The organism is Sphingobium trunci (genome assembly GCF_022664535.1).
In the GTDB taxonomy this organism is placed as follows: domain Bacteria; phylum Pseudomonadota; class Alphaproteobacteria; order Sphingomonadales; family Sphingomonadaceae; genus Sphingobium.
Window position 1 is genome coordinate 152,113 of sequence record NZ_JAKUJY010000004.1, and the last position, 14,581, is coordinate 166,693.

Annotated in this window: 16 protein-coding genes; 5 read left to right on the forward strand and 11 right to left on the reverse strand. The window is 66.2% G+C overall.

The annotated features are described in order from the left end of the window. Nucleotides 1–11 precede the first annotated feature (11 nt). Nucleotides 12–941, reverse strand: a complete 930-nt coding sequence (locus MJ601_RS05455) for an NAD(P)H-dependent flavin oxidoreductase (protein ID WP_242124301.1) — start codon at nucleotides 939–941, stop codon at nucleotides 12–14. 167 nt (nucleotides 942–1,108) lie between these two features. Here MJ601_RS05455 and MJ601_RS05460 point away from each other — a divergent pair, with 167 nt between their 5' ends. The 4 genes from MJ601_RS05460 to MJ601_RS05475 all read left to right on the forward strand — a co-directional run bounded on the left by MJ601_RS05460 (nucleotide 1,109) and on the right by MJ601_RS05475 (nucleotide 4,187). Then, nucleotides 1,109–1,909, forward strand: coding sequence for an SDR family oxidoreductase (locus MJ601_RS05460; protein ID WP_242124112.1), 801 nt, complete (start codon nucleotides 1,109–1,111; stop codon nucleotides 1,907–1,909). Further along, nucleotides 1,906–2,670: a thioesterase family protein gene (locus MJ601_RS05465; protein ID WP_242124114.1), complete on the forward strand. Its 765-nt coding sequence runs from the start codon at nucleotides 1,906–1,908 to the stop codon at nucleotides 2,668–2,670. The genes MJ601_RS05460 and MJ601_RS05465 overlap by 4 nt, the downstream gene beginning before the upstream one ends. A gap of 73 nt (nucleotides 2,671–2,743) precedes the next feature. Continuing rightward, nucleotides 2,744–3,385, forward strand: a complete 642-nt coding sequence (locus MJ601_RS05470; protein ID WP_242124115.1) for a glutathione S-transferase family protein — start codon at nucleotides 2,744–2,746, stop codon at nucleotides 3,383–3,385. A gap of 7 nt (nucleotides 3,386–3,392) precedes the next feature. After that, a complete protein-coding gene (locus MJ601_RS05475) occupies nucleotides 3,393–4,187 on the forward strand; it encodes an enoyl-CoA hydratase-related protein (RefSeq protein WP_348635559.1) in 795 nt (264 codons plus the stop codon). A 44-nt stretch (nucleotides 4,188–4,231) separates the two neighbouring features. On the opposite strand, the gene MJ601_RS05480 is transcribed toward MJ601_RS05475, so the two are convergent. The 9 genes from MJ601_RS05480 to MJ601_RS05520 form a co-directional block, all read right to left on the reverse strand. After that, entirely contained in the window at nucleotides 4,232–5,173 is a 942-nt protein-coding gene (locus MJ601_RS05480) for an NAD(P)H-dependent flavin oxidoreductase (RefSeq protein ID WP_242124117.1), read from the reverse strand. A gap of 20 nt (nucleotides 5,174–5,193) precedes the next feature. Beyond that, nucleotides 5,194–5,976: an SDR family oxidoreductase gene (locus tag MJ601_RS05485; RefSeq protein WP_242124119.1), complete on the reverse strand. Its 783-nt coding sequence runs from the start codon at nucleotides 5,974–5,976 to the stop codon at nucleotides 5,194–5,196. Nucleotides 5,977–6,049: 73 nt separating this feature from the next. Continuing rightward, nucleotides 6,050–6,652 (reverse strand): TetR/AcrR family transcriptional regulator, encoded by a 603-nt coding sequence (locus MJ601_RS05490; protein ID WP_242124122.1) that lies wholly within the window; start codon nucleotides 6,650–6,652, stop codon nucleotides 6,050–6,052. 50 nt (nucleotides 6,653–6,702) lie between these two features. After that, the gene (locus tag MJ601_RS05495) at nucleotides 6,703–7,392 is read right to left on the reverse strand and encodes a TetR/AcrR family transcriptional regulator (protein WP_242124124.1); all 690 of its coding nucleotides are present in this window, start codon (nucleotides 7,390–7,392) and stop codon (nucleotides 6,703–6,705) included. 45 nt (nucleotides 7,393–7,437) lie between these two features. Further along, nucleotides 7,438–8,973 carry a long-chain-fatty-acid--CoA ligase gene (locus tag MJ601_RS05500; protein ID WP_242124126.1) on the reverse strand — a complete coding sequence of 512 codons (1,536 nt, stop codon included), beginning with the start codon at nucleotides 8,971–8,973 and terminating at the stop codon, nucleotides 7,438–7,440. A gap of 75 nt (nucleotides 8,974–9,048) precedes the next feature. Further along, nucleotides 9,049–9,897, reverse strand: a complete 849-nt coding sequence (locus MJ601_RS05505; protein WP_242124127.1) for an NAD-dependent epimerase/dehydratase family protein — start codon at nucleotides 9,895–9,897, stop codon at nucleotides 9,049–9,051. Then, nucleotides 9,897–10,922, reverse strand: a complete 1,026-nt coding sequence (locus MJ601_RS05510) for an aldo/keto reductase (RefSeq protein WP_242124130.1) — start codon at nucleotides 10,920–10,922, stop codon at nucleotides 9,897–9,899. The genes MJ601_RS05505 and MJ601_RS05510 overlap by 1 nt, the downstream gene beginning before the upstream one ends. A gap of 27 nt (nucleotides 10,923–10,949) precedes the next feature. Further along, nucleotides 10,950–11,831, reverse strand: a complete 882-nt coding sequence (locus MJ601_RS05515) for an alpha/beta fold hydrolase (RefSeq protein WP_242124132.1) — start codon at nucleotides 11,829–11,831, stop codon at nucleotides 10,950–10,952. Nucleotides 11,832–11,892: 61 nt separating this feature from the next. Further along, nucleotides 11,893–12,777 (reverse strand): crotonase/enoyl-CoA hydratase family protein, encoded by an 885-nt coding sequence (locus MJ601_RS05520; protein WP_242124134.1) that lies wholly within the window; start codon nucleotides 12,775–12,777, stop codon nucleotides 11,893–11,895. A 231-nt stretch (nucleotides 12,778–13,008) separates the two neighbouring features. On the opposite strand from MJ601_RS05520, the gene MJ601_RS05525 reads away from it, so the two are divergent. After that, nucleotides 13,009–13,779 (forward strand): thioesterase family protein, encoded by a 771-nt coding sequence (locus MJ601_RS05525; RefSeq protein ID WP_242124136.1) that lies wholly within the window; start codon nucleotides 13,009–13,011, stop codon nucleotides 13,777–13,779. Nucleotides 13,780–13,805: 26 nt separating this feature from the next. Here the strand turns inward: MJ601_RS05525 and MJ601_RS05530 are convergent, their stop codons facing one another. After that, nucleotides 13,806–14,561 (reverse strand): enoyl-CoA hydratase/isomerase family protein, encoded by a 756-nt coding sequence (locus tag MJ601_RS05530; RefSeq protein WP_242124138.1) that lies wholly within the window; start codon nucleotides 14,559–14,561, stop codon nucleotides 13,806–13,808. Nucleotides 14,562–14,581 lie beyond the last annotated feature (20 nt).

The window sequence follows — 14,581 nt, forward strand, 5'->3', positions numbered from 1 at the left end:
TTGGCTCCGTCTCAGGCCGCGACCGGTTCGCGGGTGGTGAAGGCGGCAAGGCGCTCCGCGATGATGCTTTCGGCCTCGCCCATGATGCGGTCGATCAGTTGCTTGCAGGTTGGAACGTCGTTGATGAGGCCCTGCACCATGCCGACCGTCCAGACGCCATGGTCCAGATCGCCATTTTCCAGCCCCTCGCGTCCGCGCGCGCCCTTCACCAGATGCGCGATCTCCTCGAACGGCTTGCCCGCTGCCTCGTTTTCCAGCACCTGCGCGGTGATGGCGTTGCGGGCCACGCGCGCGCTGTTGCGATAGGTGCGGAAGATGATGTCGGTCGCGCGTTCGTCATTGGCGACCATCGCAGCCTTGAAATTCTCGTGGATCGGCGCCTCCACGGTGGCGCAGAAGCGAGTGCCCATGTTGATGCCGTCCGCGCCCAGCGCCAGCGCGGCGACGAGGCCACGGCCGTCGCCGAAGCCGCCCGAGGCCAGCATCGGGATCTTCAGCTTGTCGGCGGCGGCGGGGATCAGGATCAGGCCGGGAATATCCTCCTCGCCCGGATGGCCCGCACATTCGAAGCCGTCGATCGACACCGCGTCGACGCCCATGCGTTCGGCCGACAGGGCATGGCGCACGGCGGTGCATTTGTGCACGACCTTGATGCCATGTTCCTTGAAATGGTCGACATGCTCCTGCGGCTTGTAACCCGCCGTCTCGACGATCTGGATGCCGCTGTCGATGATCGCCTGGCGATATTCGGCATAGGGGGGCGGATTGATCGACGGGAGGATGGTGAGGTTCACGCCGAAGGGCTTGTCCGTCATCGTCCGGCAGCGGTCGATCTCCGCGCGCAGGGCATCGGGCGTCGGCTGGGTGAGGGCGGTGATGATGCCGAGGCCCCCCGCATTGGAAACGGCGGAGGCCAGTTCGGCCGTTCCCACCCACATCATGCCACCCTGTACGATGGGATGTTCGATGCCCAATAAATCGGTGATCCTCGTCCTCACGATTGCCGTCCTTCGCTATATGACCTAGTAAACCAACTCTGGCTTACCCCGTGGGCGACTGCAAGAGTCAATTCGCGCGGGCATAGCGGGGAAAGGAGCGGATGGGAAGGATGCTGGATCTATCGGAGGCCGTGGCGCTGGTGACGGGCGGCGCGGGAGGCATCGGCCTGGCCGTGGCGCGCTCGCTGGCGGGCGCCGGTGTGCGGGTGGCGCTCGCCGACATCGATGCGCCGACGGTCCGGTCGGCGGCAGCGGAACTGGGCGATGGCGCCATCGCCATCCCGCTGGACGTGCGCGACCGGAATGCGTGGGACGCGGCGCGCGCCATGGCGGAGGCGCGCTTCGGCCCGGTCGACATATTGGTCAACAATGCCGGGATTGGGCCTGACGGCTACAGGCTGGACGAAACGACGCCCGAATCCTTCGACCGGATCGTGGCGATCAACCTGACCGGCATGTTCAACGGCATCCATTGTTTCGTGCCGGGCATGCGGGCGCGGGGCCGGGGCCATGTGGTCAACACCGCGTCCATGGCCGGGCTGACGGCGATGCCGCGGCTTGGCGGCTATACCGCCACCAAATTCGCGGTGGTCGGCCTGTCGGAAGTGCTGCGCGCGGAACTCGCGCCGGACGGCGTCGGCGTTTCTGTGCTCTGTCCGGGGCTGGTGAAGACCAGGCTGGGCGAAACCAGCCACGCGCTGGGGTCGGACCGATCGCCCGACCTACCGCTCTCGCCCTCAGTTGAGGGCATGGATGCGGGCCGGGTGGGGGACGCGGTGCTGGCGGCGATCCGGGCGGACAGGCCCTTGATCATCACCCATGGCGAACATCGCAGGATGGTGGAGAAGCGGATGGAACGGGTGCTTGCCGCCTTTGACGATGTACCGGACAGCAGGGGGACAGCGGCGTGACGATCCCGCATTTCTATGTCCTGCGCGACGGGCTTTACGAACCGACGCATCTGGCGCGCAGTCCGTGGGAGAAAGGCAAGCAGAATGGCGTGGCGCTGGGCGGGCTCGCCACCTTCCTGATGGAGGACGTGCCCACGCCCGCGCCGATGATGACCACGCGGCTGACGATCGACATATTGGGCGCCGCGCCCCATGCGCCGACCGAGGGACAGGTGCGGATCGTGCGCGACGGCATGCGCCTGCAACTGGTGGAATCGCAATTGCTGGTGGAGGGCCGCACGGTCGCCCGCGCGACGGCGCTGCGGGTGCGGCTGGCGGAATCCCCAGTCTATGGCGACACGCAGAGCTATCCGCCGCCAGAAAGCGTCGAACCTTCGCCCTTCATGGACGCGCGCGCCTTTGGCGGGACGATGGAGACGCGGCTGGTGAGCGGCGGCCTGCGCGAGCCGGGGCCGGGGGTGCTGTGGGTGCGGTTCAACCATGAACATGTGGCGGGCACGCCCCTTTCTCCGCTACTGCGCGTCACCAGCCTGGCCGATTTCGGCGGGGGGCTGGGGTCGGAGGTCAGCATCGATCAGTGGACCTATATGAATCTCGATATTTCGGTGCATCTGCTGCGGCCGCCGGTCGGGGAATGGATGCTGGCCGATGCCTCGACCAGCAGCGCGGGACGGGGCGTGGGGCGGTCGGACATGATCATCGCGGATCGCGACGGGCCGTTCGCCCGCGCGCACCAGATGCTGTTCATCGCGCCACGCTGATGGCAAGGCGCATGCACGAAAGCAATATGCGCGCGGCGATCGGGCCGTCGCGACCGGGCGGGAGGGACCAGCCATGACGATCGTCGTTCATCATCTCCAATATTCGCGCAGCACGCGGCTGCTCTGGCTGCTGGAGGAACTGGAACAGCCCTATGAACTCGTCCTCTACGAACGCGACCCCAGCTTTCGCGCGCCTGAGGCCTTGAAGCAGGTCCATCCGCTGGGCCGCTCCCCGATCATCGAGATCGACGGCGAGGTCATTGCCGAATCCGGCGCGATCATGGAGGTGCTGGCCGAACGGCTGGGCGGCGGACGGCTGGGACGGCGCTCGACCGACGCCGATTGGGCGGAATATTGCGAATGGCTGCATTTCGCGGAAGGCACCGCGATGACCGGCCTGACCATGATGATGCTGACCACGGCCTCGCCCAATCCGATGGTGTCGGGCTACGGCCAGGAACTCGCCACCACCGCCATGGCGTTGATCGACGCGCGGATCACCGGCCGCGATTATCTGCTTGCATCCGGTTTCGGCGCGGCGGACATCCATATGAGTTTCGTCGCGCTCTGGGCCAATGAATTCGGTCTGCTTTCCGGCCATCCGCAGGTGGCCGCCTGGCTCGACCGTATCACCGCCCGGCCGGCCTATCTGGCCGCGCTGGACAAGGGCGGGCCATGGCGAGTCCCCCTCGAACTGCTCCCCGCGCAAAAGTGAAAGGCGCATGATGGAAGAACCGCATCTCCTGCTCGATTATGCCGACGGCATCGCCACCCTGACGATGAACCGTCCTGACAAGCTCAACGCCATGTCGCCCGAATCGCTGGACCTGTTCGTCGATCTGCTCGACCGGGTTCGCGACGAGGGGAAGGCCCGCGTGCTGGTGCTGACCGGCAAGGGGCGGGCCTTCTGCTCCGGCGCCGACCTCGCCTCGAAAGACCCCAAAACGGGCGGGCGGCCCAAGGATGTCGGCTCGGGCCTGGAAAAGGGGCATAATGTCGTCTCGGAACGGCTGCGCTACCTGCCGGTGCCCGTGGTTTGCGCCGTCAATGGCGGCGCGGCGGGCGGCGGTTGCGGCTATGCGCTGGCGGGGGACATCGTCGTCGCGGGCCGTTCCGCCTATTTCCTCCAGCCCTTCGTCAATATCGGGCTGGTGCCCGATGTCGGCGCGACCTGGCTGTTGCCGCGCCTGATCGGCAAGGCGCGCGCCACCGCGATGATGATGCTGGGCGAGCGCATTCCCGCCGAGACAGCGGCGGAATGGGGCATGATCTGGCAGGTGGTGGATGACGCGGCGCTGATGGATACCGCCTATGCCATCGCCCGCAAGCTGGCCGATGGCCCGACCGTCGCTTACTCGATGATGCGGCAGGGGATCGCGGACGCGCTGGAAATGTCGCTGACGCAGACGCTGGCGATGGAGCGCCGCAACCAGCGGCTCGCGGGCATCACCGCCGATCATCATGAGGGCGTCGCCGCGTTCCTGGAAAAGCGCAAGCCCGACTTCAAGGGGCATTAGATGCGAAGGGGAGAGGGACATCCAGCCCCTCTCCTCCAACCATCTCAGCGCGAACGGGCCAACCGATCCATCGCCGCTTCATATTCGGTGCGAAGCCGCTCGACCAGCTTCGCTGCGGGAACCACTTCCCTGACCGCGCCGATGCCCTGGCCTGACCCCCAGATGTCGCGCCAGGCCTTCTTGCCGTCCGACACTTCGGCAAAGCTCATCTGCGACGCATCGGACACCGGCAGATTGGCGGGATCAAGACCAGCCGCCGTGATGCTGGGCTTCAGATAATTGCCGTGCACGCCGGTGAAGAGGTTGGAATAGACGATATCGCTGGCGCTGCTGGCGGCGATCATCTCCTTATATTCCTGCACGGCGACGGCTTCCTCGGTCGCGATGAAGGCCGACCCGATATAGGCAAGGTCCGCGCCCAGCGCGCGCGCCGCCGCGATCGAATTGCCGTTGGCGATCGCGCCCGACAGCGCCAGCGGCCCGTCGAACCAGGAGCGGATTTCCTGCACCAGGGCAAAGGGAGAAAGCGTGCCCGCATGGCCGCCCGCGCCCGCCGCCACGGCGACCAGCCCGTCCGCGCCCTTCTCCACCGCCTTCTTCGCGAAATCATTGTCGATCACGTCATGGAAGACGACGCCGCCATAGCTGTGCACCGCCTCGAACACGTCCGTTCGCGCACCGAGCGAGGTAATGACGACCGGCACCTGATATTTGACGCACAGCGCCAGATCCTCTTCCAGCCGCCCGTTGGTCTTGTGCACGATCAGGTTGACGGCGAAGGGCGCGTCCTGGTCGGTCAGTTCGCTGCGCAACCGCTTCAGCCAATCCTCGAACATCGGCGCGGGGCGCGCGTTGAGCGAGGGGAAGGAACCGACGATTCCCGCCTTGCACTGGGCGATGACGAGTTCGGGCTGCGAGATGATGAACAGCGGTGAAGCGATCACCGGAACCGACAACCGGCCTTCCAGGGTCTTGGGCAGGGACATGAAGCGTCTTACCTTTCTTATCAGTCGATGGTGGCCACGCCACCGGCGATGGGGATGGTGGCGCCTGAAATCCAGGCACCCGCGCGCGAACAGAGATAGATGACGCCGCCCGCAATGTCTTCCGGCGTTCCGATGCGGTGACCGAGCGGCGAAGCGGCCCGCTCCAACTCTTCCGGATCGTCGAAATCGAAAACCCCGGCCGTCATCTTGGAGGGGAACAGGCCGGGCGCAATGGCATTCACGCTGATATGATCGCCCGCCAGGAACTTGCCCATATGGCGGCCCATATGAATGATCGCGGCCTTGCTGGCGGAATAGGGATAGCTCTCCCAGGGGGGGATGCGAAAGCCGTCGATGGAGGCAATGTTGACGATCCGTGCGGGATCATCGGGCGTGGCCGCGCGCCGCAGCGCGGGCAGCAATGCCTGCGTCAGCAGGAAGGGTGCTGCGATGTTGAGATCCAGCACCTTTTCCAGCCCTTTTCGCGGAAAGCTGTCGATCGGCGCCCCCCAACTGGTTCCGGCATTGTTGATGAGGATATGCAGGACGTTATCGGAGCCTACCGCCTTTGCCGCTGCCGCGATTCCTTCCTCGGTCGTCAGATCGGCCGCGAAGCCCGATATCGCGCCAATGGGAGACAAGGCGCTGACGGCGGCATCCACCGCGGCTGCCTTGCGCGAACAGATCAGAACCTCCGCCCCGGCGCGGACCAGCCCCTCCGCGATCATATAGCCGATGCCGCCCGACCCGCCGGTCACGAGCGCGCGTTTGCCTTTGATGTCGAACAGCCCGGCGATATCCATCGTCCATCCTTCTCCGTCGATTTCCTATCCTTGATGCAATTCCGCCGTCACGTCGATAAGAAAGTTATATATGTCATGTTTTCGGCGGTGCGTCGACAATGGCCTGCAAGGTCTCCTCCAGCCATTTGCGGGCAGCCGGGTCCATCGCGCCGCTGAAACTCGGCAGCGGCAGGAGCACGCGATAGAGGTAGAAACCCGCCGACAGGGCCAGTATCTCCGCCGCGCGCTGCTCGGCCTCCTCGCCGCCCAGCCATTGCGCGGTGGGCTTCAGCACTTCCTCCACGATCAGCCGCAGGGCGACGGCCTGCGACACGGGCTCGGCAGCGGCATGGACCAGCATCGGCATGGGATGCGGCCGGTCGCCGCGATGATCGACCATGGCCTGCACCAGCCCCTTGCCGAAATTCTCGCGCGGATGGCTGGCCAGATTCCCTTCGGTCAGCGTGGCCTTGAGCGCCGCCTCGAACAGCTTTTCCTTCGAACCGAAATAGCGCGCGACCAGGGCAACGTTGACGCCTGCCTCCGCCGCGATGTCGCGAAGCCCCGCCTGCCCATAGCTGCACCGGGCAAAGAGGGTTTGCGCCGCGGTCAATATGCGCGCGCGGGTAACCGCCGCGTCGCGGATGCGCGCCGGGGGATCGATCTTCACATCTTGCTTGGGGGAAGTGTCAGCCATTCGCCCATCTTCGGGTCAGCCGGTGCGGGGGTCAAGGCGAAGAGGAAAAGCTACCGCTTGCCGATCAGCCGGTCGATCTTGTTCTCTATCGCATCCAGTCGCGTCGAGATGGAATCCTGCAGGCAATTGCCCACCAGCGCAGGGATCACGAAGAAGCGCACGCGGCGGCGCAGATCCTCTTCCTCCCAGTTTCGCGTCGCGGCGAAATCGATCATCTGTTCCATCACCCAGTCGAGTACCTCGTCCCCGACGATCGACCTGGCCCATTCCGGGCGGGCAGCCACCAGCGTATTGACCAGCAGGGCGAGGCCATCCTCGCGGCTCTGCTTGTAGGTACCCTTCATCAACCGGGCGGCCAGCGGCGACACGCCTGCCCGGAAGGATTCGTCGAGCCATCCGACGCGCTGCATTTCCAATATGGCATGGACGATGACGGTTTCCAGCCGGTCGGCGACGCTGCCCGGCCCGGTCAGGATGGAGCGCGACCATTGGCGGAACGGTTCGGAACGGGCGTAGAGCAGGGCGGCGAACAGGGATTCGCGATTGCCGAAACGGCGATAGAGGGTGGTGCGGGACACCCCGGCCTCGGCCGCCACCTCCTCCAGGGACGTGTTGTCGAAGCCCTTGCGGTTCACGCACACCGCCGCGGCGTCCAGCAGCGGATCGCCGACCGGCTGCGCGCCATAAATGGGTTTGGGCGGCACGGCGCTGCCCAATGGCTGAAAAACGTCCCTGTTCATGGCCTCAGCTTTAACGCGATTTGCAGATTGCGCCATAGCGCTGTGTCAATTCCCCGCCCGGCATTGGTCCCGCAATATATTCTTGAGCACCTTGCCCGCGCCCGAAAGCGGCAGGGTGTCGACGAAGGCATAGCTGCGCGGCACCTTGAACCCCGCGATCGTCGCCCGGCAATGGGCCGTGAGCGCTTCGGGATCGGCCGAACAGCCCGGACGCAGGACGATCACGGCGTGGACGCGCTCGCCCCATTTCTCGTCGGGCATGGCGATGACCGCCGCCTGCCCGACCGCCGGATGCGTCGACAGCGCGGTCTCCACCTCGGCCGAATAGACATTCTCGCCGCCGGTGATGATCATGTCCTTCAGCCGGTCGACCACGGTGACATAGCCGTCCGCGTCCATCGACCCCAGGTCGCCCGTGTGCATCCACCCGTCGCGCACCGCCTCGCGCGTGGCGTCCGGCCGGTTCCAATAGCCCAGCATGACGCCCGGCCCACGCACGGCGATCTCGCCCACCATGCCCCTGGGCACTTCCAGTCCCTCCGGATCGACGATGCGCAGCTCCGCCGTTGGGATGGCCTTGCCCGCGCTGCGCAGCCGTCCGCTGGCGCGCCCCGCCTCGCCATGGTCGTCCTCGGTCAGCATGGTCGCGACCGGGGACAATTCGGTCATGCCATAGGCCTGGACGAAACCGGCATTGGGGAAGGCGGCGATCGCACGATCCATCAGACCCCCGTCGATGGGCGACGCGCCATAGCGGATGCGCCTGACCGACCGCACGTCGAAACTCTGAAAATCCGGATGATCGACGACCATTCGCAGCATGGACGGCACCAGGAACAATTCCTGGATGCGGTGCCGGTCGATGGCGGTGAGGACCGCGCTGGCGTCGAAGGCAGGCAGGAAGACATGGGTCGCGCCGGTATAGAGGCCCGCCAGCATCCCCGACATGCCACCGATATGGAACAGCGGCGCGGTCTGGAGATATTGGCTGCGCTCCAGCGCGCGCAGCGCCAGCATCGAACCCAGCATGGAGGCGGCCAGATTATTGTGGCTGAGCATCACGCCCTTGGGCCGTCCGGTCGTGCCGCCGGTATAGAGGATCGCGGCCAGATCGTCCCCCCGCCGCACCGCGTCCTCGACCGGATCGGCCCCGGCCACCCAGGCGCGATAGTCGCCCGCATCCCCCGCATCCTCGACATCGCCCAGCACCATGACGCGGGAGAGGCAGGGCGCCTGCTCCCGGATGGAGGGGATCATATGGGCGAAGACGCTTTCGACGATCAGGATATGCGTCTCGCAATCCTCCAGCGAGAAGGCGATTTCCGATGCGTTCCAGCGCAGATTGACCGGATTGATGACGCCGCCCGCCCACCATGTCCCGAAAATATAGGCGTAGAAATCGACGCTGTTGCGCGCCAGCATCGCGACCCGGTCACCCGGTTGCAGGCCGGCAGACCGCAGGGCGCCCGCGATGCGGGCGACGCGATCGATAAAGGCCCTGCGGGTGAGGGTTTCCCGGACATCGACCGCCGCGACGCTGTCGGGCTGCTGCTGGAGCAGGCGATGCAGAGCCTGCGTCATATACATGGTCAATGCCTCGTTCCCTCCCTGTCATTGTTCGCCAGCGGTCGTGCTTGCCGCGGGGTCGGCACCGTTTCAGGCCCGGTCGCGCCAGCTATGCCTGGGCTCATAGCCGATGACCTGCCGCGCCCGTTCCGATGAGAGCAGCGAGACATTCCCCTCCAGCGGCGCCTTGACCGGCACATCGGGGAAGAAACGGGCCGCCAGTTCGGCGCTGGGCACCGCGCACACGCTGTCGGTAGCGGCGATGATCATCGGTTCGTGGCCGGTGAAATCCGCTTCGACGGCCAGACGGCATGCCTCGCCGCAGTCGCGCGCATCGACATAGCCCCACAGGTTGACGCGGCGGACATCGGGCTTCGTGTCGATCGACCCGCGCGTGGCATAGTCCGCCTCGGCAAAGACGTTGGAAAAGCGCAGCGAGGCGATGCTCATCGCCGGGTGCCAGCGGACGAACTGGTCAGCCATGTCCTCGCCCAGCTTCTTCGACAGGGCGTATGACCAGTTGGGCAGCAGCGGCGCCGTCTCATCCAGCGGCAGGAAAGCGGGCGCATCGGCATAGGGCATGCCCAGGATGGTCTCGCTCGATGCCCAGACCACGCGATTGATGCCGAGCCGCGCGCAGGCGGAAAAGACATTGTAGGTGGACTGGAAATTGATGCGGAAGATGCGGTCGTCCACGGCCAGGCCGGGCGCCGGTATGCCCGCCAGATGGATGACGGCGTCGGGCTTGCCCAGCGTGTCGATCCCCGACAGCGCGCCCAGCACCTCGCCGAAATCGGCGCAGTCGACCGCCGCCGTCCGATATCCCTCGTTGAACCCGCCCGTCAGGTCCAGGCCGATCACGCCATGCCCGGCGGCTTTCAACGCCTTGGCCGCTTCCCGGCCGATCTTGCCCGAACTTCCCGTCAGTGCGACACGCATCACGCTTCCCCCTCAACCTTGACCTTAAGACCCGTCTGCGGCGGCGCCACCACGCCCTCGACGGCGTGGGGGCGATAGGGCGCCTCCAGCCGCGCGATCTCGTCCGCGCTCAGCCGCACGTCCAGCGCGGCGATCGCATCCTCCAGATGGCGGGGCTTGGTGGCGCCCACGATCGGCGCGGTGATGCCGGGCTTGGCCAGCAGCCAGGCGAGGGCGACATACGCCGGGGCGACGCCCTTTTCCGCCGCCACCGCCAGCAGCGTCTCCACCACCTCGCGATCATTCTCCTCCGACTTGGAGTAGATCACCGCCTGGAACTGGTCCTTCTGCGACCGGTTCGTCTCTTCCGCCCAGGGGCGGGTCAGGCGGCCGCGCGCCAGCGGGCTCCACGGGATCACCGCCACGCCCTGGTCGATGCAGAGCGGGATCATCTCCCTTTCTTCCTCGCGATAGATGAGGTTCACCTGCGGCTGCATCGACACGAAGCGGGTCCAGCCGTTGCGTTCCGCCACATGCTGCGCCTTGGCGAACTGCCAGGCGGACATGGAGGAGGCGCCGATATAGCGCACGCGGCCGGACTTCACGATATCGTGCAGCGCCTCCATCGTTTCCTCGATCGGCGTGCCCACGTCCCAGCGGTGGATCTGATAGAGGTCGATATAGTCGCTGCCCAGCCGCTTCAGGCTGTCGTCCACCGCCTGGAACAGCGCCTTGCGCGAATTGCCGCCGGTGTTGGGCGCGCGCCGCCAGGGCATGAACGCCTTGGTCGCCAGCACGATCTCGTCGCGCCGCGCCAGTTTCCTGAGCGCGCGGCCGGTATATTCCTCCGACGTGCCGGACGAATAGGCGTTGGCGGTGTCGAAGAAATTGATGCCCGCCTCCAGCGCCTGCCGGAAGAAGGGAAGGCTCTCCTCCTCCGGCAGCACCCAGCCATGGCCGGCGCGCCCCGCGTCGCCATAGCTCATGCAGCCAAGGCACAGGCGCGATACCACCAGGCCGGTGCGTCCCAGGGTCACATAATCCATACCATCCTCCTATTCGCCCAATCCGCCTTATTCGCCCGTCGCCAGGAAAAGGCGCGCGCGCTCGATAAAGGCATCGAAGCAATCATGATGGAGCCAGTGCCCCCCTTCGAAGGCCGCGGTGCGGGCATTCTGGAAGGCTTCGAGCGATCCGTCCCGCGCCGGGTCGGCCGCCCAGCTGCGGGTGCCCCATGCCAGCAGCACCGGGCAGGTGATCTGCGACCATAATTGCATCAACTGCTCGTCGCTGATGTCCACCGGCAGGCCGTGGCGGATATAGGGATCATATTTCCAGCTGAAGGTGCCGTCCTCGTTGCGTCGCACCGCATGGGTGGCCAGATGATGCACCTGCGCGTCGCTGAGGTCGGGATTGGCCTCCCGCATGCGGGCGATCGCTTCGGTCAGGTTGGGATAGCGATAGGGCGGACGGGCGGCGACCTTGCGGCGCCCGTCGATCCAGTCGAGCAGCCGTTCCTGCGGCGGCAGGCTCCAGCGCGCCTTCATGTCCGGCGGCAGGTTGCCGCTGCCCTCGATGGACAGGAGGCGCGTCACCTTCTCCGGGAACAGGCTGGTATAGCGCAGGCAGATATTGCCGCCCAGCGAATGGGCGACGATCGCGACCTTGTCGAACCCCAGATGCGTGACGAGCTGGGCGATGTCGAACACATGCGACGCGATGGAATAGCCGCCGTCGGACGACCAGTCGCTGTCGCCGTGGCCGCGCAGGTCGGGAGCGATGACATGATAGTCCTTGCGCAGCACCTCCGCCGTCCAGTCCCAGGTGCGGGCATGGTCGCGCCCGCCATGGACCAGCAGCAGCGGCGGCGCGTCATGATTGCCCCAGTCGAGATAATGGAGCCGCGTGCGCTGCGAGATGAAGCTGTGCGAGGTTGGCCCTAGAAAGTCGCTCATGGGGATATCTTTCAAAATGCTGACGAGGGGCGCCCCTTGCGAGGCGCCCTTGCTGGCCAGGTTAGGCCCATTCCGCCTTTTCCCACCAGGGGAACCATTCCGGCATGTCCTTCGACACGCGGCAGGGATAGTCGGGCGCGCGCTTCTCCAGGAAGCTGCTGACGCCTTCCTGCGCATCGGCGCTGCGGCCGCGCGAAAAGACGCCGCGGCTGTCGACCCGGTGCGCTTCCATCGGCACCTGCATCGACAGGCCCTGCCACATCATCTTGCGCGTCAGCGCGACCGAAACCGGTGCGCATTCGACGATTTCGCGCGCCAGCGCATAGGCGGCGGGCAGCAGCTCGTCGGGCGCGTGGAGCGAACGCACCAGACCGCCGGCAAGCGCTTCCTCCGCGCCGAACACCCGGCCGGTCGTCGTCCATTCCACCGCCTGGCTGATCCCCACCAGCCGGGGCAGGAACCAGCTCGACGCCGCTTCCGGCACGATGCCGCGCTTGGCGAAGACGAAGCCCATCTTCGCGTTGGTGGATGCCATGCGAATGTCCATCGGCAGCGTCATGGTGATGCCGATGCCGACGGCCGGACCGTTGATCGCGCCGATCACCGGCTTGAGCGAATCATAGATGCGCAGCGACGTGCGCCCGCCATTGTCGCGCACCAGCTCATGGTTCCAGATGACCGATCCGTCCTCCCGGATCGCGTCGGCGCGGCCGGACTTGGCATAGTCGAACGTATCGCCGCCCGATGCCAGGTCGGCACCGGCGCAGAAGCCGCGGCCCTCGCCCGTTATGATCACCGCGCGCACCTCGTCATCGGCATCCGTCAGGTCGAACACCCGGATCAGTTCTTCGGACATGATGTTGTTGAAGGCGTTCAGCCGGTCGGGGCGGTTCAGCGTGATCGTCGCGATATTGTCGGCGACTTCGTAGCGGATGGTTTCGAACATGAGCCTCGTCTCTCGTCAGCATGGAATGGGAGCGCCGGTTGGCGGATGGGCAGCCGTCCGGTCGTCCTCGAAGCGACCATCTACAGCCCTGTGCGCGGGGCGGCTAGAGGTTTAACCGCTTTATGCCATGGATCAAGAGAAGATAGATAGCGAAGTTAGACTGGTGCTCGCGATGCGATCATGCCAGAGGAGGTGAATCAGAAGGATGGCGACGTGCGCGGGGGAGAATGGATGAAGGAGGCTTTTTTCGCCGCTGCCGATGGTGCTTACAGGCCGCTGGAGCAAAGCCGGGGTTATTGGAAGCGCGATTCGCTGCATGGACGGTGCGTCGTGGGACTGCTGGGTTATGAGATGGAGCGGCTGCATGGCGTGCCCGGTTTCGTGCCTGCCCGCCTCAGCGTCGACATGCACAGCCTGGCCCCCTTCGCGCCGGTGCGGATCGAGACGAAGCTGGTCCGCGAAGGCAACCGGCTGCGTCTGGTGGAGGCGGTGATGATGGCCGATGGCGTCGAGCAGGCCCGTGCCCAGCTGCTCCTGCTGCGGGCGGGAGAAGCGCCGCCGGGGCGGACCTGGGCGCCCGAACCGTGGCAGGTTCCCTCGCCCGACAGCATCACCCCCTATCCCGATCCGGCGGGCGTGCGCATGTTCGACTGGCGGCCGATTTCGGGCGATCTGCGCACCTTCGGGCCGCGCCAGGTCTGGTCGCGCGAATATCATGCCCTGGTCGAAGGCGTGGAACTGACGCCCTGGGCGCGCATCGCGCTCCATGCCGACTTCGCCAGCCCCTGGACCCATGCTGGCGACGCCGGGATCCAATATATCAATTGCGACGTGGTCCTGCACATCCATCGCCTGCCGGTGGGGGAATGGATCGGGATGGAGGCGACCGGCCACGAAGCTTCGCAGGCGATCGCCGTCGGCCATAGCCGCGTCTATGATGAGGAAGGGCCGCTGGGCCATGTCAGCATCACGGCGCTCGCCAATCGTAAGCGGCGGCCGTGATGCGGCGGATGCCAGCTTCGAAGGCCTTAGCGGCCCCCGAAACGCCCCTTCACCCGGTCGGCGAAGTCCGGCCCCACGCCCGGACTGGCGAAGATCTCATGCGCCAGCGCCTGGTCGCGGCTCATCCCTTCGCTGGCGTTCAGCAGCGCCTTGTTGCCCCTGTGGCTGTGCCAGCTTTGCGCCACGATGTCGCGGCACAACGCCGCCAGCGCGTCCTCGAAGGCGTCGTCGGCCACGCACAGGCTGGCAAGGCCCATCGCCTCGGCCTGGCGCCCGTCATATTGGCGGGCGGTGAACATCATCTCCCGCGCCTTGGCCTGCCCGACGCGGCGCGGCAGGCGGGCGGTCATGCCCCAGCCCGGCACCAGCGCCCATTGCGAATGGGTGTCGGCAAAGCGCGCCGATTCCGCCGCCAGGATGATGTCGGCCGCCAGCACCAGTTCCAGCCCGCCGGTGAAGCAGGGGCCATGCACCGCCGCGACCACCGGCTGCGGCAGGGCGGCGAGGCGGGCGATCGTCTTCGCCTGGAAATGGCGGACGGGCGGCTTCTGCTGCTTGCCAAGGTCGGCGCCCGCGGAAAAGACCGGCCCGTTGGCGCGCAGCACGACCAGGCCGACCGTGTCGGTGGCCTGCTCGATATCGCGGATATGGCCGTCAAGCGCGCGGAAAAGATCGACATTGAGCGCGTTGCGCTTGTCCGGACGGTTGAGCGTCAGCGTGGCGACGCCGTCCCGGTCATGACGCAGGACGAGTTCGGCGGAGGATGCATCGATATCGGTCATGCCATCCTCATTAACCGGAT